The organism is Streptosporangium sp. NPDC002607 (genome assembly GCF_053592655.1).
This window is the reverse complement of record NZ_JBSFWD010000007.1, coordinates 289242-308474: the sequence shown is the minus strand read 5'-3', so window position 1 is coordinate 308474 and position 19233 is coordinate 289242. Positions and strand designations below refer to the sequence as shown.

The window sequence follows — 19233 nt, the reverse complement described above, 5'->3', positions numbered from 1 at the left end:
AGCCCCGCACCCGGACCGCGCGACCCCCCCGCGCCGCCGGCGCGGGCGCGCCCCCCCCCCCCGGGGGGGTCACCGCTCTCCTCCCGATCGGGCCGGGTCTGCGGCAGCGCCGCGGTGTGCCGGGTGACGGTGATCGCCGCCGGTCTCGCGCGGCCCGCGCGCCGCCCTTCGAAGTAGGCCGCGAAGACCCGGTCGTAGCGGGGCAGGTCGTCGGCCGAGGCGCACAGCGTGAGCCTGCCCGCCCAGTAGACGTCGGTGGGCTCCGCGGCGTCCAGGTGGGACAGGGCGCGGAGCAGGCCCTGGGTTCGCTCGTGATCGGCGGGTACCCCCGCGGCACGCAGGGTCCTGGCGAAACCGGTCATGACCGCGACCAGGTCCTCGCCGTTCCCGGCGGGAAGGGCGGCGCCGTCATCCGTGGCGGGCGGGCCGCCGGTGTCCCGATCCGCCGGGGCACCGGTCGCGCCGGTGGGGAAGCCGGGGCCGTCAGCGCCGGGCCACACCGAAGAATCCGTTCCCGAGCACGGTCTCGTGGTCCTCCCTGTGCTTGAGCAGGGCGCCCAGGGTGGCCGCCGCCACGTCGGGGTCGAGCTCGCGGGATCCGAGAGCCAGGAGTGCCTCGGTCCAGTCGAGGGTCTCGGCGATCCCCGGTGGCTTGATCAGGTCGGCCTCGCGGAGCCGTCCCGTCGCGTGAGCGACCTGCTCGGCCAGGATCGCGGAACAGCCGGGGAGCCGCCTGCGCAGGATCGCCACCTCCCGCTCGAAGGAGGGGTGCTCCAGCCAGTGGTAGAGGCAGCGCCGTTTCAGGGCGTCGTGTACCTCGCGGGTGCGGTTGGAGGTCAGCACGACCACCGGCGGCCGCGCGGCGCGGACCGTGCCGAGCTCGGGGATGGAGATCGCGAAGTCCGAGAGCACCTCCAGCAGGATCGCCTCGAACTCCACGTCGGCGCGGTCGACCTCGTCGATGAGCAGCACCGAGGGCTGGGTCTCGATCGCCTTCAGCAGCGGCCTGGCGATCAGGAACCTCCGATCGTAGACCTCCCCCTCCAGCCGGGCGGCGTCGGTGATCCCACCCGCCTCCGCCGCCTTCAGGTGCAGGAGCTGGCGGGCGAAGTCCCAGTCGTAGAGCGCCTGGGCGGCGTCCAGCCCCTCGTAGCACTGCAGGCGGATCAGCGGCGCCCCGAGCAGCGCGGCCAGGGTCCTGGCCAGCTCGGTCTTGCCGACGCCGGCCTCGCCTTCGAGGAGCAACGGGCGCCCCATCCGCAGTGCGAGAAAGGCGGCCGTGGCGAGCCCGGTATCGGCCAGATACGACTGCTCGTCGAGCAGCTCCGCCAGCTGCGCGGGTGACTGCACGTTGGATGCCTCAATTGTCCGCCTGACCACCACCTCAGGTTACGCCCGGTGGTCGCGTTCTCGCGTTGTCGCGCCGCACCCGCGGCACCGGGAGGCAGCGGGAGGAACCGGCCCGGCGAGGGCGGCGTCGGGTATCGAGGGCGGACAGGTCTACCGCCGCCCCTCGAAGAAGTATCCTCACCCCCTGTGAAGAACCTCCTCGGCCAGATCAACACCCCGTCCAGAGTCGTCGTGGTGGCGTTCCTGGCCGTGGTCCTCACCGGTACGGGGCTGCTGTCGCTACCCGTGGCGGTCGAGGAGGGTCAGCATGCCTCGTGGACGTCGGCCCTGTTCACCGCCACCTCCGCGGTCTGCGTGACCGGGCTGGCCATGCACGACACCGCGGCGCACTGGTCGCTCTTCGGCGAGATCGTGCTCATGGTGCTGATGCAGATCGGCGGCTTCGGGATCATGACGCTCGCCTCGATCCTGGCCGTGCTCGTCTCCGGCAAGCTCGGCCTGCGCGCCCGCCTGAACACCCAGGCCGAGACCAAGACCCTCGGGCCCGGCGACGTGCGACGGGTGATCGTGGGAGTCGCCAAGGTCACGCTGGTCGCCGAGGTGCTGACCGCCGCGGCGCTCGCCACCCGCTTCGTGATCGGGTACGGGGAGCCGGTCGGCCGCGCCATCTATTACGGGATTTTTCATGCAATCTCGGCATTCACCAATGCCGGGTTCGCCCTCTGGTCGGACAGCGTCATGGGGTTCGTCACCGACCCGTGGATCTGCCTCCCGCTCGCGCTGGCGGTGATCGCCGGAGGTCTCGGCTTCCCGGTCTACGCCGTCCTGAGGGAGAACTGGCGTCGCCCGTCGCGCTGGACGCTGCACGCCAAGATCACGCTGTGGATGACCGCGGTGCTGCTGCTCGGCGGGACGCTGGCCATCACCGTCATCGAATGGAACAACCCCGGCACGATGGGCGGTCTCTCCCCGGGACTACGGATCATGGCCGGGTTCTTCCACAGCACGATGACCCGCAGCGGCGGCCTGAACTCCGTCGACACCTCCCAGATGAGCGAGAACTCCTGGCTGGTCAGCGACGTGCTGATGTTCATCGGCGCGGGTAGCGCGGGCACCGCGGGCGGCATCAAGGTGACGACGTTCGCACTCCTGGGCTTCGTGATCCTCGCCGAGCTGCGCGGCGAGCCCGACGTCTCGGCGGGCCGCCGCCGCGTCCCCGAGCAGCTCCAGCGCCAGGCCCTGACGATCGCGCTGCTGAGTGTGGCGTCGGTCGCGGTGGGAACGTTCGCGATGATGACGGCGACCCCCTTCAAGCTCGACCGCGTACTGTTCGAGGTGATCTCCGCCTTCGGCACGGTCGGGCTGTCGACGGGGATCACCGCCGACGTCGGCACCGCGGGGCACCTGATCCTGACCGTCCTGATGTTCGTCGGGCGGCTCGGCCCGGTGACCCTGGGCGCCGCGCTGGCACTGCACGTCCAGACCCGTCGGTTCCGATATCCGGAGGAGCGTCCCCTCGTTGGTTGACAAGAAGAACCGCGGCGACGCGGTCGTGGTCATCGGTCTCGGGCGGTTCGGCGGCGCTCTGGCGGCGGAGCTGGTGAGCCGCGAAGTCGAGGTGCTCGGCGTGGACAACGACTCCAAGAACGTCCAGCACTTCTCCGGCAGGCTCACCCACGTGGTGTGCGCGGACTCCACGGACCCGGACGCCCTCCGGCAGCTCGGCATCGCGGAGTTCGGCCGGGCCGTGGTCGGCATCGGCACCGACATCGAGGCGAGCATCCTGACCACCTCGATCCTGACCGACCTGGGAGTGTCGGACATCTGGGCCAAGTCGATCAGTCTGCAGCACAGCCGGATCCTGCAGCGGGTCGGCGCGCACCGCGTGGTGCAGCCGGAACACGACATGGGCGAGCGGGTCGCGCACCTGGTCATCGGGCGGATGCTCGACTATCTGGAGGTCGACGAGGGCTACGCCCTGATCAAGACCATGGCGCCCGGGTGGGCGGACGGCAAGAGCCTGGGCCGGCTGGGCATCCGCAGCGAGTACGGGGTCACCGTGGTCGGCATCAAGAAGCCCGGTGGCGGGTTCACCTACGCCACCTCGGAGACGGTGGTGCAGAGCGGCGACATCCTGCTCGTGGCCGGCGACACCGACAAGACCGAGCGGTTCGCCGAGGAGACCTGAGCACCGAGAACCCCTGCCGCGCGGGGTTCCGCAGCGACCCCACAGTGGCCCCACAGTGGCCCCACGGGGCTCGCCGGACCCGGCGCGTTCAGGCGGTGACGGCCCGCCGGCGGTTCAGCGGGCCTCGTCCGCCTCGCCGCGCTCCCTGATGAGGGCGGCGAGCTCGTGGACCTGGCGCATCGTGCGTTTCTTCTCCGACCCCTGCAGGCCCATGGCGCCGACCGTGATCCCGTCGGCGAAGTCGATCTTCGCCCAGGGCTCGTGGGCGGTCAGGGTGACCCCGAGCACCTCGGCCCACTCGTAACGGCGCACCCTCAGCGGGTTGACGACGGTGATCCCCCGCTCGTCGGCCTCCACCCGGCACCGCCCCAGCAGGTGGAGGGCCCCGGCGATCAGGAGGCCCAGCACGAGCATCCCGATCCTGTCGGCCAGCGTGAACGGCGCCGGCAGGAAGATCGCCATCAGGATGGCGCCGAGCGTGATCACGCCCGCGAAGCCGTAGGCCACGATCCGCCCGTTCTTGGGCCGCCAGACGACGGGCAACGGGGGCGGGGAGACGCTCTCCGGGCTCACTCTCAGATCACGATCCTTCGGGAAACCACCGATCAAAACGGCTGCGACGGCTGGTCATGGTGCCGATGGCAACCTATCGCACGTCCCCGCCGCACCGATCACACGGCGCGGCGGGGTGCGTCGGCGGTGCTCTAGGAGCGGAGTTCGCGCAGCAGCAGCGCCGCCTCCAGCGCCGCGACGGTGGCCTCGTAGCCCTTGTCCTCGTGACTGCCCGGCACCCCCGACCTGTCCACGGCCTGGTCGAGGGATTCGCAGGTCAGCACTCCGTTGCCGACCGGGACCTGCTCGTCGAGGGAGATCCGGGTCAGGCCCGCGGTGACGGAGTCGCAGACGTAGTCGAAGTGGGCGGTCTCCCCGCGGATCACGGCTCCGAGGGCGACGACCGCGTCGCAGCGCCTGGCCAGGGCCTGCACCACGACCGGGATCTCCAGCGATCCGGCCACCCGGACCACGGTCACCGCCGCGCCGCTGTCCTCCCCCGCCCGTACGGCCCGCGCCACGAGCTGATCGGTGATCTCCTCGTGCCACCGGGCGGCCACGATGCCGACGGTCAGCCCCCGCGCGTCCACGGCCGACACCACCGGCCGTCCTGTCCCGCTCATCTGATCAACTCACTCCGCTCGCGGTTCGCGTTCGCGAACACCCCGTCCATACCGGCTCTCCTGCCACGCTCACTCATTCGCGCTCCTGGGGGATGTCGTGACCAAGGCGGTCGCGCTTGACCGACAGGTACTTCTCGTTGTACGGGTTCATCGCCACCGGCATGGGCTCACGGCCGATCACCTTGATGCCGTAGCCGTCCATGCCGCGCAGCTTGGCCGGGTTGTTGGTCAGCAGCCGGATCGACTTCACCCCCAGGTCCGCGAGGATCTGCCCGGCGTTGGAGAACTCCCGCGCGTCCACCGGCAGTCCGAGCTCCAGGTTGGCGTCGACCGTGTCGCTGCCGGCGTCCTGAAGGCTGTACGCCCGTAGCTTGGCCAGCAGCCCGATGCCGCGTCCCTCGTGCCCGCGCAGGTAGACGATCACGCCTCGGCCCTCGGCGGCGATCCGGGACATCGCGTGTTCCAGCTGCACCCCGCAGTCGCACCGCAGCGACCCGAGCACGTCGCCGGTCAGGCACTCGGAGTGCGCCCTGACCATGACGTTCTCGCCGTCCTCGATGTCGCCGAAGACCAGGGCCAGATGCTCGCCGCCGTCCACCGAGCTCGCGAAGCCGTAGGCCCGCCACACACCGAACCTGTTCGGTAGCAGGGTCTCGGCGACCCTGGTCACCATCCGCTCGGTCCTGCGCCGGAACTCCACCAGCTGCTCGATCGAGACGAGCGCCAGGTCGTGCTCGTCGCAGAAGCGGCGCAGCTCCGGCAGCCGCATCATGGTCCCGTCGTCGTTGACGACCTCGGCGAGCACGCCGGACTCGCTCAGCCCGGCGAGCCTGGCCAGGTCCACGGCCGCCTCGGTGTGGCCGCGCCTGACCAGGACACCGCCCTCCCGGTACCGGAGCGGGAAGACGTGACCCGGCCGTACCAGCTCGGACGGGTCGGTCGCGGAGTCGGCCAGGAGACGGATCGTGCGGGCCCGGTCGGCGGCGGAGATCCCGGTGCTCACCCCGTCCCTGGCGTCCACGCTGATCGTGTACGCGGTGCGCAGGCGTTCCCTGTTGTCGTGCACCATCAGCGGCAGGCCGAGCCGGTCGAGGTCCTCACCGCGCATCGGCACGCAGACCACGCCGCTGCTGTGCCGGATGGTGAAGGCCAGCAGTTCCGGCGTGGCCTTGGACGCGGCGAAGATGATGTCGCCCTCGTTCTCCCGGTTCTCGTCGTCGACGACCACGACCGCCTTGCCCTCGCGGGTGTCGGCGATCGCGCGTTCGATCGGGTCCAGCTTGATCACACGGCCTCCTCGGGGACGAGCACGGTCCGCGACCTGTGCTCCTTGAGCCAGTTGACGAATCCGACCGGGACCGGCACGGGGGCCTCGAATCCCGCTTCCGCCCGGTTCACCGCTCGCCTCCCCTGCCGGCCTGGCCGTCCGTGCTCGCGGGGGCGTACGCGCCGACGAGCTTCTCGACGTGCTTGGCGATCACGTCGACCTCGAGGTTCACCGGGTCTCCGGGCTGCTTGGCACCGAGGGTGGTCAGGCGCAGAGTGGTGGGGATGAGGCTGACGGCGAAGCCGCCGGAGCCGACGCTCACCACGGTCAGGCTGATGCCGTCGACCGTGATCGACCCCTTCTCGACCACGTAGCGGTCGAGGTCGGACGGGAGGGAGATGCGGACGACCTCCCAGTGCTCGCCGGGCTCCCGCGACAGCAGGACGCCCGTCCCGTCCACGTGACCCTGCACGATGTGGCCGCCCAGTCGCTGGTCGGCGCGGACCGCGCGTTCCAGGTTGACCGGGGAGCCGGGCCTCAGCGCGCCGAGGGAGCTACGGTCGAGGGTCTCCTTCATCACGTCGGCGGTGAACACCTCACCGGCCACGTCCACCACGGTCAGGCAGACGCCGTTGACGGCGATCGAGTCGCCGTGCCCGGCGTCCGAGGTGACCGTCCTGCCCCGGATGGACAGCCTGGCCGCGTCGCTCAGCTGCTCGATCCCGGCGATCTCACCCAGTTCTTCGACGATTCCGGTGAACATTCACATCTCCTTGCGGGGGACCGCGCGAAGGCGGGCGGCCGAGGTGTCGCGGGGCCGGAGGCGGAACGTCGCCGAAGGGCGGGAAGCCGCGTGGGGGCCGGCGGGGCATGCGCTCGGAGAGCGGGATAAGCCGGTGTGCCCGGTCAGGGAATGGTGGGGGCCGGCGGCGCCATGCCCGTGGGGGGCGGGCCCGGCCACTGGGCGCGTCCGCGTCCGATCAGTCACCCGAGGTCTCCTACTCGCCAGTAGCTGTCTGCCACGGCGGGCCCCGGGGAATTCGATGGGTGCGTACACCCGGTCAGCGGAGGACCCCAAAGGGCACTCTCCGCTCGCGCGCTTCCTCCCATCCGGACTCTAACCGTCGGTCCTGGAGTTTCACCAGGTCAACCGGTCGATGGATTCGACCGGGTCGCGGACTGTAACCGCCGGCTCGGAATTTCACCGACCCCGGAGCACGCTGCTCTGTCTTGCTTCGGAAAGCGCGCCGCAGGCGGCCCGCTTCCCGTACACCAGTGTGCCATGTCCGGCAAACCGCACCGCACACCCCTCCAGCATATGGACCAAGCGAGCGCTTGGTCAAATCATGCCGCGTGCTCGGCGATCACCTTCCGAGCCCGCCGCGCGTCCGGGGAGTAGCGCACCGGAGCGGGCACCAGACCGATGCCGGTGTGCAGCGCCCGCAGGGAGGCCGTCGCCCACAGGTCTCCCAGCGGGGTCGCGGGCAGCCCGTAGAGCCTGCGGGCCCAGCGCGGCAGGGTCGCGAAGGCGAGCAGGGTGACCATGGGGAACACCGGCTTGAGCGGGGTCAGGCGCGCCGGGAGCGGCGCGTTGAGCGACTGCCTGAGCGGATGGGGCACCTCGGGCGCGAAGTAGAGACCCGGACGGCAGGCCCGGATGTAGTCGTCCAGCTCGCCGACCGAGCCGGGCACGTCCTCGGGGCGCAGGCCGACGACCTCGGCCGCGCGGCGCCACTCCGCGACGAACCTGTCGGCCTCCTCGCCGCTCAGACCCACTCCGGCCCGCCGGGCGACCGACAGGTAGGAGTCGACCTCGCCGACATGGACCCAGAGCAGCGCGGCGGGGTCGTCGAGACGGAACCGCTCGCCGGTGTCGGGGTCGAGGGCGGTGAGTCTCGCGTGGATCTTCCTGACCCTGGCCCCCGCGCGGGCGACCTCCTCGGTCGTACCGTAGGTGCGCACCCGGACGAACTCGGTGGTGCGCGCGAAGCGGGACCAGGCCTCCGCGGGGTCCATGAGCGCCGAGTTCTGCGCGACCCCGCGCATCGCCCGGGGGTGCAGGCCCTGCATGAGCAGCGCCCTGAAGCCTCCGACGAGCAGGATCGGCTCGCCCATCACCTTCCAGGTCACCGAATCCGGTCCGAACAACCCGTGATCCATGCGCCGCCTCCCTCGTAAGTGGTTAATTACGCTACCGGAGGGGGTCCGGGAACACATGTCCCGGGTCTGTGACACAAGCGGAACGGGATCCAGACGAGGGTGTCACGACCAGGTCATCAAAGTGTCACAGATCCGTGAAAAGCAGCTTTTAAGTGCCCCGATTCTTTCACCCCACCCCCCCGCTGCGTCAACGGAATTGAAGCTACGAACAGGTGGAAATTACACAACAATAAAATGAGTAAGGAGCAGACCATTGATTTGACCTTGACTGTTTTGCGATGGTTCCAAGGATCAGGCTCAGCCATGCTCGTTGGGAGCGCCCGCACGATGACCATCCCTGCACCAGCCGCGTCCACCGCCGTGGAACCTCCCGCGGCGAAGACACCGGAGACGGTGGGCCGCTCCCCCGGCCAGTTGATGTGGCTGCGCTTCCGCCGCGACCCCACCGGCGTCGCCTCGGCCGGCGTGGTGATCTTCTTCTTCCTCGTCGCGATCCTCGCGCCGGTCATCTCCTGGCTCTACGGCAAGGACCCCTACACCCTCTACGGCCAGGACACCCCGGGACTGCTGAACGACTTCGGCTACCCGGTGCTGCCCAACGGCGGCATGAGCTCGGACTTCTGGTTCGGCGTCGAGCCGAACCTGGGCCGGGACGTGTTCATGCAGCTCGTCTACGGGATCAGGACCTCGCTGCTGATCGCGATAGTCGCGACGGTCCTCATCTCGGTGATCGGCATCGTCATGGGCATCGTCGCCGGGTACGCCGGAGGTAGAACCGACTACTTCATCGGCCGGCTGATCGACCTCGTCCTGTCGTTCCCCTCGACCCTGTTCATCATCGCGTTCATGCCGGTGGTGGAGAACCTCTTCGTCGACCCCTCCGAGGAGACCCCGGTCTGGCTGCGGGCGGTGACGCTCATCACCCTGCTGACGGCCTTCGGCTGGGCCGGCATCGCCCGGCTGCTGCGCGGCCAGGTGCTCTCCATGCGCGAACGGGAGTTCGTCGAGGCCGCCAAGGTGACCGGCGCCTCCCCCGCCCGGATCATCTTCAAGGAACTGCTGCCCAACCTGTGGACGCCGATCCTGATCCAGTCGACCTTGCTGCTGCCCGCGATGGTGACCGCCGAGGCGGCCCTGTCCTTCCTGGGCGTCGGAATGATCGAGCCCATCCCCGACTGGGGCCGGATGTTCCTGCGGGGCACCCAGGTCTACCAGAACGACATCACCTTCCTGATCTTCCCAGGCGCGGCTTTGCTGATCTTCGTCATCGCGTTCAACCTGCTCGGTGACTCGGTCCGCGACGCCTTCGATCCCAAGCTCAAGCGTTAGATCCGATAGGAGAGAGATGAAAGTCCGTACGCGGTCAGCGATGGCCGTACTCGCCATAGGCGCGCTTGCACTCACCAGCGCGTGCGCCGAGGGCAACCAGGGCGCCCCCGCCGCCCCCAGCGGCTCCGCCGGTGCCTCCGCCCCCGCCGTGGAGGCCTACAAGGCGCCGACCATCACGGTCGGCACCGCGGAGGACTCCAAGGGCCCGGCCATCGAGCCGGAGGGCGTCGTCAAGGGCGGCACCGTCACGATGATCGACCGGGACGATTTCTCCCACATGGACCCGGGCCAGCTCTACGTCAACACCGAGACGAACTTCTCTCTCCTGATCGCGCGTACCCTGACCGGCTACAAGCGCACCGACAAGAGCGAGTACAAGCTGGTCGGCGACCTGGCCACCGACACCGGCACCCCCTCCGACGGCGGCAAGACCTGGACCTTCACCCTCAAGGACGGGGTGAAGTGGGAGGACGGCACGCCCATCACGTCCGAGGACGTGAAGTGGAGCATGGAGCGGACGTTCGCGTCCTTCATCACCCAGGGCCCGACCTACATCCAGCAGTGGCTGACCGAGGTCGACCACAAGAAGGCCTACCAGGGCCCCTATGACGGCAAGCGCCTGGACAGCATCGAGACGCCGGACGACAAGACGATCGTCTACAAGTTCAAGACGCCGCACGCCGACGCCAACTACGCCTTCGCCATGGGCGGCTACGGCATCGTGCCCAAGGCCAAGGACACCAAGGAGAAGTACGACAAGGCCCCCGTCTCCAGCGGCCCGTACACCATCAAGAACCACGTGGTCGACAAGTCCATCGACCTTGAGCGCAACCCGAACTGGGACCCGGCCACCGACCCGATCCGTGGCGCCTACCCCGACAAGTGGCGTCTGGAGTTCGGCCAGGAGGCCCTGCAGATCACCGACCGCCTGATGGCGGACGCGGGCCCGGACCAGACCGCCTTCACCTTCTACGCGACCGTTCCCCCGGAGCGGCTGCAGCAGGTGCTCGGCGACCCCGCGCTGGCACCCCGCCTGATGAAGAGCCCCTCGCCGTACGGGAACTACTACTACTTCAACCTTGACCGGATGAAGGACCAGAAGATCCGCCAGGCCATCAACTACGCGTGGCCCTCCAAGCAGATCCAGCAGACCATGGGCGGCCCGGCCGCCGCGGCGCTGCCGACCACCATCCTCAACGAGAACACCACGGTCGGCTACCAGCCCTACGACCTGTTCAACAAGACGACCAAGCCCGAGGGTGACATCGAGAAGGCCAAGCAGCTGCTGGCCGAGTCGAGCAACCCGACGCCGACCATCGTCTACGCCTACAACCAGACGCCGGTCCAGGAGCAGGTCACCGTCGTGATCAAGAGCGCTCTGGAGAAGGCCGGCATCAAGGTCGTCGCCAAGCCGCTGGACCGCAAGACCTACTACGACTCCATCGGCCTGACCAAGAACGAGTTCGACCTGTACTGGGGCGGCTGGGGCGCCGACTGGCCGTCCGGCTCCACGGTCATGCCCGTCATCTTCGGCCCGATCGCCGACGGTGCGCCGAACTACTCGCACCTGAAGGACGAGGCCCTCACCAAGAAGATGGACGAGATCACCGCGATGACCGACATCGACGCGCAGAACGCCGCGTGGATGGCGCTGGACAAGGAGATCCAGGAGACGATCACCCCGCTGGTCGTCGCCGAGAACCGGATCGCCAACACCCTGCACGGCTCCAAGATCGGCGGCGCGGAGATCGACCCGCAGTCGTGGGTCGTCCAGCCGAACAGAATCTTCGTGAAGCAGTAACGCCCACGAAGCCTTAGGAGACACCGGCGGCCGTGGCCCCGCAGGAGGACGACACGTCCCCCGCGAGGTCACGGCCAAGGGGCCGTCAGGCCCCAGCAGCGGTCCCAGCCACCTCGGGAAACAGGCAATGCTTCCATTCATCACTCGCCGCACGCTCGGCGCCGCGGTCACGCTTCTGATCATCGCCGCGGTCACCTTCTTCCTCTTCTTCGCCGTGCCCGCCGACCCGGCGAGGCTCGCCTGCGGCAAGGTATGCCCGCCCGACCTTCTGGAGCAGGCGCGGCACAACCTGGGACTGGACCAGCCCCTGTTCGCCCAGTTCGTGGCCTGGCTGGCCGGCATCTTCGTCGGCCGCGACTACGAGAACCTGGACTACTGCCCGGCCCCCTGCCTCGGCTACTCGTTCGTCAACCGCGAGCCGGTGTTCGAGACGATCCTGGACCGGCTGCCGGTCACCGTCTCCCTCACCATCGGCGCGGCGGTCGTCTTCCTCCTCTTCGGCATGGCGACCGGTATCATCGCGGCCCTGCGCCAGGGCAAGCCACTGGACAAGATCGCCAGCGTGGCGTCCCTGATCGGCGCCTCCGTGCAGATCTACTTCATCGGCACGCTCGCGCTCTACGTCTTCGTCTACAAGGGCCAGATCCTCGAACGGCCCCAGTACCTGCCGTTCACCGAGAATCCCCTCGCCTGGGCGAGCGGGCTGGCGCTGCCCTGGGTGGTGCTGGCGATCATCTTCACCGCCAACTACACCCGTATGACGCGCTCGACGATGGTGGAGCAGCTCAGCGAGGACTACGTCCGCACCGCGCGGGCCAAGGGCATGTCCGGCCGGACCGTGGTGATGAGGTTCGCCCTGCGCGGCACCCTGACGCCCATCATCACGATCTTCGGCGTGGACCTCGGCACGCTGATCGGTGGCGCGATCATCACCGAGACCACCTTCGGGCTGCAGGGACTCGGACGGCTCTCCATCCAGGCCGTCACGGACTCCGACCTGCCCCTGCTGATGGGGACAGTGCTCGTGGCGGCCGGGGCGATCGTCTTCTTCAACATCGTCGTCGACGTCCTGTACGCCTTCATCGACCCCCGCGTGCGGCTGGGTTAGGAGTCCTGAAGAAAGTGTCAACGTTCCTCTCGGTCCGCGACCTGACCGTCGACTTCCACACCGAGGACGGCGTCGTCCACGCGGTGGACGGGCTCTCCTTCGACGTGGAGAAGGGCACCACGCTGGGCATCGTCGGCGAGTCCGGGTCCGGCAAGTCGGTGACCAACCTGACGGTGCTCGGCCTGCACAACCCGGAGACCAGCACGATCAGCGGGGAGATCCGGCTGGACGGCGAGGAGCTGATCGGCGCCTCCCGGTCCACCATGGAGAGGCTGCGCGGCAACAAGGTCGCGATGATCTTCCAGGACCCGCTGACCTCGCTCTCCCCGTACCACACCATCGGCAAGCAGATCTCCGAGGTCTACCGCAAGCACACCGGCGCGAGCCGCGCCGAGGCCAGGGCCCGTGCGATCGAGATGCTGACCCGGGTCGGCATCCCGCAGCCGAAGACCAGGGTGGACGACTATCCCCACCAGTTCTCCGGCGGTATGCGGCAGCGCGCGATGATCGCGATGGCGCTGGTCTGCGACCCCGACCTGCTGATCGCCGACGAGCCCACCACCGCGCTGGACGTGACGGTGCAGGCCCAGATCCTGGACCTGCTCAAGGAGCTCCAGGACCAGATGGGCACCTCGATCATCCTGATCACCCACGACCTCGGCGTGGTCGCCAACACCGCGCACGAGGTGCTGGTGATGTACGCCGGGCGCGCGGTGGAGCGCGGGACCGTCAAGGAGGTCCTCCGCGAGCCCCGCCACCCCTACACCTGGGGCCTGCTGGCCTCCATGCCCAAGCTGAGCGCACCGGTGGACGTGCAGCTCCGGCCGGTCCGCGGCACCCCGCCGAGCCTGATCAACGTCCCGCCGGGCTGCCCCTTCCACCCGCGGTGCGACTTCATGGAGGTGGCGGGGCCCGAGCTGTGCCGCTCGGAGCGGCCGGAACTGTCCCCGCACCGCGGCCACGGCGACGCGTGCTACCTGACCCTGGCCCAGAAGCGGGAGATCCACAAGTGAGCGAGACGACCTCCGAGCCGCTGCTGGAGCTGTCCGGTCTGAAGAAGCACTTCCCGGTGATGGGCGGCCTCATCTTCAAGCGGCAGGTCGGCCGGGTCCACGCGGTGGACGGCATCGACCTGACCGTGCACACCGGTGAGACGCTCGGCCTGGTCGGCGAGTCCGGCTGCGGCAAGTCCACCGCCGGGCGGCTGGCGGCCCGGCTGCTCGAACCGACCGCGGGCGGCATTCGCTACGCCGGACGCGAGATCGGCCAAGCCAGCCGCAGGGAGCTGAAGCCGATCCGGGCCGAGATCCAGATGATCTTCCAGGACCCGTACTCGTCGCTCAACCCCCGGCACACCGTGGGCACCATCATCGGCGGCCCGATGGAGATCAACGGGATCGACCCGCCGGGCGGCAGGACCAAGCGGGTCCAGGAGCTCCTGGAGATCGTCGGGCTCAACCCCGAGCACTACAACCGCTTCCCGCACGAGTTCTCCGGCGGCCAGCGGCAACGGATCGGGGTGGCCCGCGCGCTCTCCCTCAACCCCAAGCTGATCATCGCGGACGAGCCGGTCTCGGCCCTCGACGTCTCCATCCAGGCGCAGGTGGTCAACCTGCTCCAGCAGCTCCAGCGGGACATGGGGATCGCGTTCCTGTTCATCGCGCACGACCTGGCGATCGTCAGGCACTTCTCCCAGCGGGTCGCGGTCATGTACCTCGGCAAGATCGTCGAGGTCGCCGACCGCGCCTCCCTGTACGAGCGCCCCCGCCACCCCTACACCCACGCGCTGCTGTCGGCGGTGCCCGAAGTGCAGGAGGAGGACGAGCCGCGCGAGCGCATCCGCCTGGCGGGGGACGTGCCCTCCCCCATCAACCCGCCGTCCGGCTGCCGCTTCCGCACCCGCTGCTGGAAGGCCCAGGACAAGTGCGCCACCGAGGAGCCTCCGCTGCTCAGGCTGGAGGGCAACAGGGAAGGTCACCTGACCGCCTGCCACTTCCCCGAGGAGCCGACCGTGCACGGCCAGGACGTGGTGCTGGACCCGGCCCTGCAGACCTGACACCGGCCGTCGCCGGTCCTCGCGACCGGTGATCCCCGGTGAGAGAACGGCGGAGGGCGGACCCATCCCGGGTCCGCCCTCCGCCGTTCGGCTGTCCGCCTGGCGGTCCGGTCCTCCCGGACGCCCCCTGGAGCAGGACCGGTCAGCCGCGAGTGGCCAGGGCGCGCAGACCGTCGACCGCGCGGGCCGGGTCCTCAGCGCCGTAGACGGCGTTGCCCGCCACGAAGACGTCGGCGCCCGCCTCCGCGCAGCGCTCGATCGTCGTGTCGGAGACGCCGCCGTCCACCTGGAGCCAGACCTGCCCGCCACAGCGGTCGATCAGCTCGCGGGCCCGGCGGATCTTGGGCAGCACCATGTCGAGGAACTTCTGCCCGCCGAAACCGGGATCGACGGTCATCAGCAGCAGCATGTCGAGCTCGTCGAGCAGGTCCTCGTACGGCTCGACGGGGGTGGCGGGGTTCAGCGCCAGGCCGGCGCGGGCACCGGCGCTGCGGATCTGGCGCAGCGTACGCACCGGGGCCTTGGCCGCCTCCACGTGGATGGTCACGCTCTGGGCTCCGGCCTCGGCGTAGGACGGGGCCCAGCGGTCCGGGTCCTCGATCATGAGGTGGCAGTCGAGCGGCATCGAGGTCGCCTTGAGCAGGGACTCGACCACCGGCAGCCCGAGGGTCAGGTTGGGGACGAAGTGGTTGTCCATGACATCCACGTGCAGCCAGTCGGCGTTGGGGACCGCCTCGGCCGCCTCGGCGAGGCGGGCGAAGTCAGCGGACAGGATGCTGGGCGAGATCTGTACGGCCATAATTGGCCGATTCTATGAGGCGGCGCCCTGCCCTCCGTCACCCGCCGTCCACCACGTGACCCGCGTCACATATCATCCGGCACGCGACGCGCGCCACATGAAGCATGACATATCGGATATACCGCTCTTACTACCGAGCCTCCCGCACCGAACTCGGAGACGGCAGGGAATGTCAAAGGACGCGAACTCATAACTCTCCTGGCACACGAGGGATTGCCGGAGTAATTTCCTGCCGGAATCATCTGGATGATTGAACGAGACGGTGCACGAGGTCCGGGGCCTCTGCTCCGACCGACTTCTCAGTCTTTATCGGAATCGGGGAGCGATGTCCTTTCGCCCCCGCTCCCTGCGTTCGATTCTGCTCCCGCTGATCGCCGTCGTCGCCCTCCTCGCCGTACCCGCCGCGAGCGTGATGGACCTCTACGGCGTGATCTCGACCAACCTGGCCTGGAGCTCCTCAGCGGGCCAGGACGGGGTGAAGCTCTTCTACGTGCCCCGGCGGCGCTGAGGGGACGGGATCTCGGATCAGAGGTTGACCCGGACGTGGTACCTCTCCAGCCAGGCGTTGAACTGCAGCAACCCCTCCAGCGCCGCCCGGCCTCCCGCCGGGCCGCCATCCGTCTCCGGCCGGTCGATCACCGCCCGTACCTTCTCCCTGTCGATCAGCGGCTCGGCCGCGATGTCCCCGCGGCCGAGCAGCCGGGCCGCCTCCGCGCGGACCGCCTCCGCGTAGGCGGGGTCCTGCGTCGAGGGGTAGGGGCTCTTGCGGCGGTGGACGACCGAGGGCGGCAGGATGTCCGCCGTGGCGGCGCGGAGCAGGCTCTTCTCCCGTCCATCGAAGGTCTTCATCGACCAGGGGGCGTTGAAGACGTACTCCACCAGCCGGTGGTCGCAGAACGGCACCCGGACCTCCAGCCCGACGGCCATGCTCATCCGGTCCTTGCGGTCCAGCAGGATCTGCACGAACCGGGTGAGGTTCAGGTAGGAGATCTCCCGCATCCGCCGTTCCAGCCCCTCCTCACCCGGTAGCCGGGGCACCTCGTCCAGCGCGTGCCGGTAGCTGTCCGCGCGGTAGGCGGGGACGTCCAGCTTGCGCATCAGGTCCTCGTCGAGGAGCGCCCCCAGCCCGCCGAACCGCGCCATCCCCGGGGAGACCAGCCACGGGAAGGTGTCGGCGGCGACCGCCTCCGGATCGTGGAACCACCGGTAGCCGCCGAAGACCTCGTCGGCCGACTCACCGGACAGCGCCACGGTGGAGTGCCCCCGGATGGCACGGAACAGCAGGTAGAGGGAGGTGTCCATGTCACCGACGCCGATCGGCAGATCCCGCGCCCGCAGGACCTCGCCGCGCACCGCCGGGTCCATGAGGTCGGCGGAGTCCAGGACGATGTCGGTGTGGTCGGCGTCGACGTGCCGCACGACCTCGTGCGCGTACGGCGTGTCGGGGGTGTCGCGCATCTCGTCGGGCTGGAAGTTCTCGGTGTATCCGGCGAAGTCGACGGAGAACGACCGGACCCTCCCCTCCCCCCGCTCCCGAAGCCCCAGCGCGGCGAGTGCCGTGACGGCGCTGGAGTCGAGGCCGCCGGAGAGCAGGGCGCAGAGCGGCACGTCGGCGACGAGCTGGCGGCCGACGATGTCGTCCAGCAGGTCGCGTACGCCCGCGACCGTGGTGGCGAGGTCGTCGACGTGCTCGTGGGAGTTCAGCTGCCAGTAGCGGCGCCGGCACAGGAACTCGCGGGTCACCCGGACGGCCTGGCCGGGGCGAACCTCGTACATGCCCTGGTAGACGGCGTGCTCGGGGGTCTTGACGAAGGCGATCAGCTCGCGCAGCCCGTCGGCGTCGACGGTGGGCGTCCCGGCGAGCGGGTTGGCGAGGATCGCCTTGGGCTCGGAGCCGAACAGCACGCCGTGCGCGGTGGGGTAGTAGTACAGCGGCTTGACACCCATCCGGTCGCGGACGAGCAGCAGCTCCTCGCGGCGGGTGTCCCAGATCGCGAAGGCGAACATGCCGTTCAGCCGGTCGGCGAGATCCTCGCCCCATTCGAGGTAGGCCCGCAGCACGACCTCGGTGTCGCTCCGGGTCTGGAAGCGGTGACCGTGGGCGGCCAGTTCGGCGCGTAACTCGACGAAGTTGTAGATCTCGCCGCTGTAGGTGAGGACGGCGAGCGGCAGCCCCTCCTCCGCGACGACCATCGGCTGGCGGCCGCCCTCGATGTCGATGACGGCCAGCCGCCGATGACCTATCGCGACGTGCGGGGCGAGCCAGATCCCCGCGTCGTCGGGCCCGCGGCAGGCCATGGTGTCGGTCATGGCCTTCGCGATGTCCGGTGACTGCCGGACATCGCCCTCGAAGTCCACCCATCCACAGATTCCACACATTTCGCCACCCCCGCGTCCTCTTGGAAGCAGTTATGCCCAGTCGAACGGTGTGCGGCATCCATATATGCCCTGACCTGCGATGACGGCCCCGGGGCCGATCAGCGGCGGCGCAGCAGGGCCAGGAACATGGCGTCGGTGCCGTGCCGGTGCGGCCAGAACCGCGCGTACGGCCCCTCGCCCAGCCCCTCGACCTCGGGGAGGTAGGCACGGGCGTCCAGCGCCTCGACGTCGTCGCGGTGGCGCAGGGCGTCGCCGACCACGACGTCGGTCTCGGCCAGGTGCGGCGAGCAGGTCACGTACCCGACGACGCCACCGGGACGGACCGCCTCGATCGCCGAGGCGAGCAGGTCACGCTGGAGCCTGCCCAGCTCGGGAAGGCTCCGGGGATCACGGCGCCAGCGGGCCTCGGGGCGGCGGCGCAGCGCGCCCAGGCCGGTGCAGGGGGCATCCAGCATGACCCGGTCGAAGACTCCGGGCCGCCAGGCGGGCACGGTGCCGTTCGCGGTGATCACCGCGGCCTGCCGGGTCGTCTGCCACACCAGCCGCGCCCGGTGGTACTGCAGCTCGGCGGCGAGCAGGCGCGCCCCACCGGGGAAGGCCGCCGGCCCGGCGCCCGCCGCGAGGCCCGCCTCGTCACCGTGGGTCGCGATGGCGTCGAGCAGGCCGGCCTTGCCGCCGGGGCCCGCGCACAGGTCGAGCCAGCGCGAGTCGGCGCCCTCCACCGGGACCCGGGTCAGGGCCAGCGCGACGAGCTGGCTGGCCTCGTCCTGGACGGCGGCCCGCGACTCGGCCACGGCGAGGATCGCCCCGGGGTCGCCCTCGGGCAGGTAGGCCGCGTACGGGGAGTATCCGGCGGGCTCGGCGCCCGCGTCGAGGAGCTCCGCGACCGACGAGCGGCCCGGACGGGCGACCAGGGTCACCCGGGGACGCTCGTTGTCGGCGGCGAGCAGGGCGGCCGTCTCGTCGAAGTCGCCGCCCACGGCGTCGCGCAGCGCCTCGACGATCCACCTGGGGTGGCTGTGGGCCACCGCCAGATGGCCGACGGGGTCGTCGGCGGGGTCGGGCGCCACGATCGGGACCCACTGCTCCAGCGACCGGGTGGAGACCTTGCGCAGCACGGCGTTGGCGTACTTCGAGGCGCCGATGCCCACGCGCAGCCGCACCAGATCGACCGTGGTGCCGACGGCGGCGTGCGGGGGCACCCGCGTCTTGAGCAACTGGTGCACGCCCAGCCGTACGGCGTCGAGCAGCGGCGGGTCGACGTCCTCCGGCGCCCGGTCGCTGCAGGCCGCGATGATCTCGTCGTAGGTGCCGAGACCGCGCAGGGTGCCGTAGGCCAGTTCGGTGGCCAGTCCCGCGTCGCGCCCCGACAGGCGGCGCTCGCGCAGCAGCGCGGGCATCAGCAGGTTGGCGTAGGCGTCCCGCTCGTCGACGGCACGCATCAGGTCGTACGCGGTGTTGCGCGCCTCGTCGCGGACCGGCTTGGGCGGACGCCCGGCCCCGGCCGTGCCCTTGCCCCTGCCTCGGTTCCCGCCCGCTCCATGGCCGCGCGGAGTCGCCCCCCGGCCGCGCCCGCCTCGTGCGGCGTTACGGCCGTCACCACCAGCACTGCTCATGATCT

The 19233-nt window shown here is 69.9% G+C and carries 17 protein-coding genes, 1 pseudogene and 1 riboswitch; of the genes and pseudogenes, 8 read left to right on the top strand and 10 right to left on the bottom strand.

What is annotated here, in order from left to right; genetic code table 11:
- Positions 1-500 (bottom strand): annotated as a pseudogene (locus ACWD3H_RS11490) (hypothetical protein); the annotation flags it as partial.
- Positions 484-1380: an AAA family ATPase gene (locus ACWD3H_RS11485; RefSeq protein WP_451954858.1), complete on the bottom strand. Its 897-nt coding sequence runs from the start codon at positions 1378-1380 to the stop codon at positions 484-486. The pseudogene ACWD3H_RS11490 and the gene ACWD3H_RS11485, both read right to left, overlap by 17 nt.
- Before the next feature lie 156 nt (positions 1381-1536).
- On the opposite strand from ACWD3H_RS11485, the gene ACWD3H_RS11480 reads away from it, so the two are divergent.
- The gene (locus ACWD3H_RS11480; RefSeq protein ID WP_355566975.1) at positions 1537-2877 is read left to right on the top strand and encodes a TrkH family potassium uptake protein; all 1341 of its coding nucleotides are present in this window, start codon (positions 1537-1539) and stop codon (positions 2875-2877) included.
- The gene (locus ACWD3H_RS11475; RefSeq protein WP_451954857.1) at positions 2870-3538 is read left to right on the top strand and encodes a potassium channel family protein; all 669 of its coding nucleotides are present in this window, start codon (positions 2870-2872) and stop codon (positions 3536-3538) included. The genes ACWD3H_RS11480 and ACWD3H_RS11475 overlap by 8 nt, the downstream gene beginning before the upstream one ends.
- A 114-nt stretch (positions 3539-3652) precedes the next feature.
- Here the strand turns inward: ACWD3H_RS11475 and ACWD3H_RS11470 are convergent, their stop codons facing one another.
- The 5 genes from ACWD3H_RS11470 to ACWD3H_RS11450 form a co-directional block, all read right to left on the bottom strand.
- Positions 3653-4111, bottom strand: coding sequence for a PH domain-containing protein (locus ACWD3H_RS11470; RefSeq protein ID WP_350953534.1), 459 nt, complete (start codon positions 4109-4111; stop codon positions 3653-3655).
- A gap of 131 nt (positions 4112-4242) precedes the next feature.
- Complete coding sequence (ribH, locus tag ACWD3H_RS11465; RefSeq protein WP_350924481.1) at positions 4243-4713, bottom strand: 6,7-dimethyl-8-ribityllumazine synthase; 471 nt, start codon at positions 4711-4713, stop codon at positions 4243-4245.
- A 73-nt stretch (positions 4714-4786) separates the two neighbouring features.
- Positions 4787-6001, bottom strand: a complete 1215-nt coding sequence (locus ACWD3H_RS11460; protein WP_350924479.1) for a bifunctional 3,4-dihydroxy-2-butanone-4-phosphate synthase/GTP cyclohydrolase II — start codon at positions 5999-6001, stop codon at positions 4787-4789.
- A 106-nt stretch (positions 6002-6107) separates the two neighbouring features.
- Positions 6108-6743: a riboflavin synthase gene (locus ACWD3H_RS11455; protein ID WP_355566985.1), complete on the bottom strand. Its 636-nt coding sequence runs from the start codon at positions 6741-6743 to the stop codon at positions 6108-6110.
- A 329-nt stretch (positions 6744-7072) separates the two neighbouring features.
- Positions 7073-7203: riboswitch (FMN riboswitch) on the bottom strand.
- A gap of 121 nt (positions 7204-7324) precedes the next feature.
- Entirely contained in the window at positions 7325-8140 is an 816-nt protein-coding gene (locus tag ACWD3H_RS11450; protein ID WP_350924475.1) for an oxygenase MpaB family protein, read from the bottom strand.
- A gap of 327 nt (positions 8141-8467) precedes the next feature.
- Between ACWD3H_RS11450 and ACWD3H_RS11445 the strand changes: the two genes are divergently transcribed.
- From ACWD3H_RS11445 to ACWD3H_RS11425, 5 genes are all read left to right on the top strand, one after another.
- Positions 8468-9469, top strand: a complete 1002-nt coding sequence (locus ACWD3H_RS11445; protein ID WP_451954856.1) for an ABC transporter permease — start codon at positions 8468-8470, stop codon at positions 9467-9469.
- 16 nt (positions 9470-9485) lie between these two features.
- On the top strand, positions 9486-11270 hold the full coding sequence (locus ACWD3H_RS11440; RefSeq protein ID WP_451954855.1) for an ABC transporter substrate-binding protein: 1785 nt from the start codon (positions 9486-9488) through the stop codon (positions 11268-11270).
- A gap of 127 nt (positions 11271-11397) precedes the next feature.
- Positions 11398-12378: an ABC transporter permease gene (locus ACWD3H_RS11435; RefSeq protein WP_451954854.1), complete on the top strand. Its 981-nt coding sequence runs from the start codon at positions 11398-11400 to the stop codon at positions 12376-12378.
- 14 nt (positions 12379-12392) lie between these two features.
- Positions 12393-13391, top strand: a complete 999-nt coding sequence (locus ACWD3H_RS11430) for an ABC transporter ATP-binding protein (protein WP_451954853.1) — start codon at positions 12393-12395, stop codon at positions 13389-13391.
- A complete protein-coding gene (locus ACWD3H_RS11425) occupies positions 13388-14434 on the top strand; it encodes an ABC transporter ATP-binding protein (RefSeq protein WP_451954852.1) in 1047 nt (348 codons plus the stop codon). The genes ACWD3H_RS11430 and ACWD3H_RS11425 overlap by 4 nt, the downstream gene beginning before the upstream one ends.
- Before the next feature lie 142 nt (positions 14435-14576).
- On the opposite strand, the gene rpe is transcribed toward ACWD3H_RS11425, so the two are convergent.
- Positions 14577-15233, bottom strand: coding sequence for a ribulose-phosphate 3-epimerase (rpe, locus tag ACWD3H_RS11420; RefSeq protein ID WP_350924464.1), 657 nt, complete (start codon positions 15231-15233; stop codon positions 14577-14579).
- A gap of 325 nt (positions 15234-15558) precedes the next feature.
- Here rpe and ACWD3H_RS11415 point away from each other — a divergent pair, with 325 nt between their 5' ends.
- On the top strand, positions 15559-15741 hold the full coding sequence (locus ACWD3H_RS11415) for a hypothetical protein (protein WP_451954851.1): 183 nt from the start codon (positions 15559-15561) through the stop codon (positions 15739-15741).
- Positions 15742-15758: 17 nt separating this feature from the next.
- On the opposite strand, the gene asnB is transcribed toward ACWD3H_RS11415, so the two are convergent.
- Together asnB and ACWD3H_RS11405 are read right to left on the bottom strand one after the other, a co-directional pair.
- Positions 15759-17612 (bottom strand): asparagine synthase (glutamine-hydrolyzing), encoded by a 1854-nt coding sequence (gene asnB, locus ACWD3H_RS11410; RefSeq protein WP_451954850.1) that lies wholly within the window; start codon positions 17610-17612, stop codon positions 15759-15761.
- Between the two features lie 98 nt (positions 17613-17710).
- Positions 17711-19228, bottom strand: a complete 1518-nt coding sequence (locus tag ACWD3H_RS11405; RefSeq protein ID WP_451954849.1) for an RsmB/NOP family class I SAM-dependent RNA methyltransferase — start codon at positions 19226-19228, stop codon at positions 17711-17713.
- Positions 19229-19233 lie beyond the last annotated feature (5 nt).

Coding starts and splice junctions, on each gene's coding strand:
- ribH (WP_350924481.1), bottom strand. CDS start 4,713: ATGAGCGGGACAGGACGGCCGGTGGTGTCGGCCGTGGACGCGCGGGGG.
- ACWD3H_RS11455 (WP_355566985.1), bottom strand. CDS start 6,743: ATGTTCACCGGAATCGTCGAAGAACTGGGTGAGATCGCCGGGATCGAG.
- ACWD3H_RS11450 (WP_350924475.1), bottom strand. CDS start 8,140: ATGGATCACGGGTTGTTCGGACCGGATTCGGTGACCTGGAAGGTGATG.
- ACWD3H_RS11445 (WP_451954856.1), top strand. CDS start 8,468: ATGACCATCCCTGCACCAGCCGCGTCCACCGCCGTGGAACCTCCCGCG.
- ACWD3H_RS11440 (WP_451954855.1), top strand. CDS start 9,486: ATGAAAGTCCGTACGCGGTCAGCGATGGCCGTACTCGCCATAGGCGCG.
- ACWD3H_RS11435 (WP_451954854.1), top strand. CDS start 11,398: ATGCTTCCATTCATCACTCGCCGCACGCTCGGCGCCGCGGTCACGCTT.
- rpe (WP_350924464.1), bottom strand. CDS start 15,233: ATGGCCGTACAGATCTCGCCCAGCATCCTGTCCGCTGACTTCGCCCGC.
- ACWD3H_RS11415 (WP_451954851.1), top strand. CDS start 15,559: ATGTCCTTTCGCCCCCGCTCCCTGCGTTCGATTCTGCTCCCGCTGATC.
- asnB (WP_451954850.1), bottom strand. CDS start 17,612: ATGTGTGGAATCTGTGGATGGGTGGACTTCGAGGGCGATGTCCGGCAG.
- ACWD3H_RS11405 (WP_451954849.1), bottom strand. CDS start 19,228: ATGAGCAGTGCTGGTGGTGACGGCCGTAACGCCGCACGAGGCGGGCGC.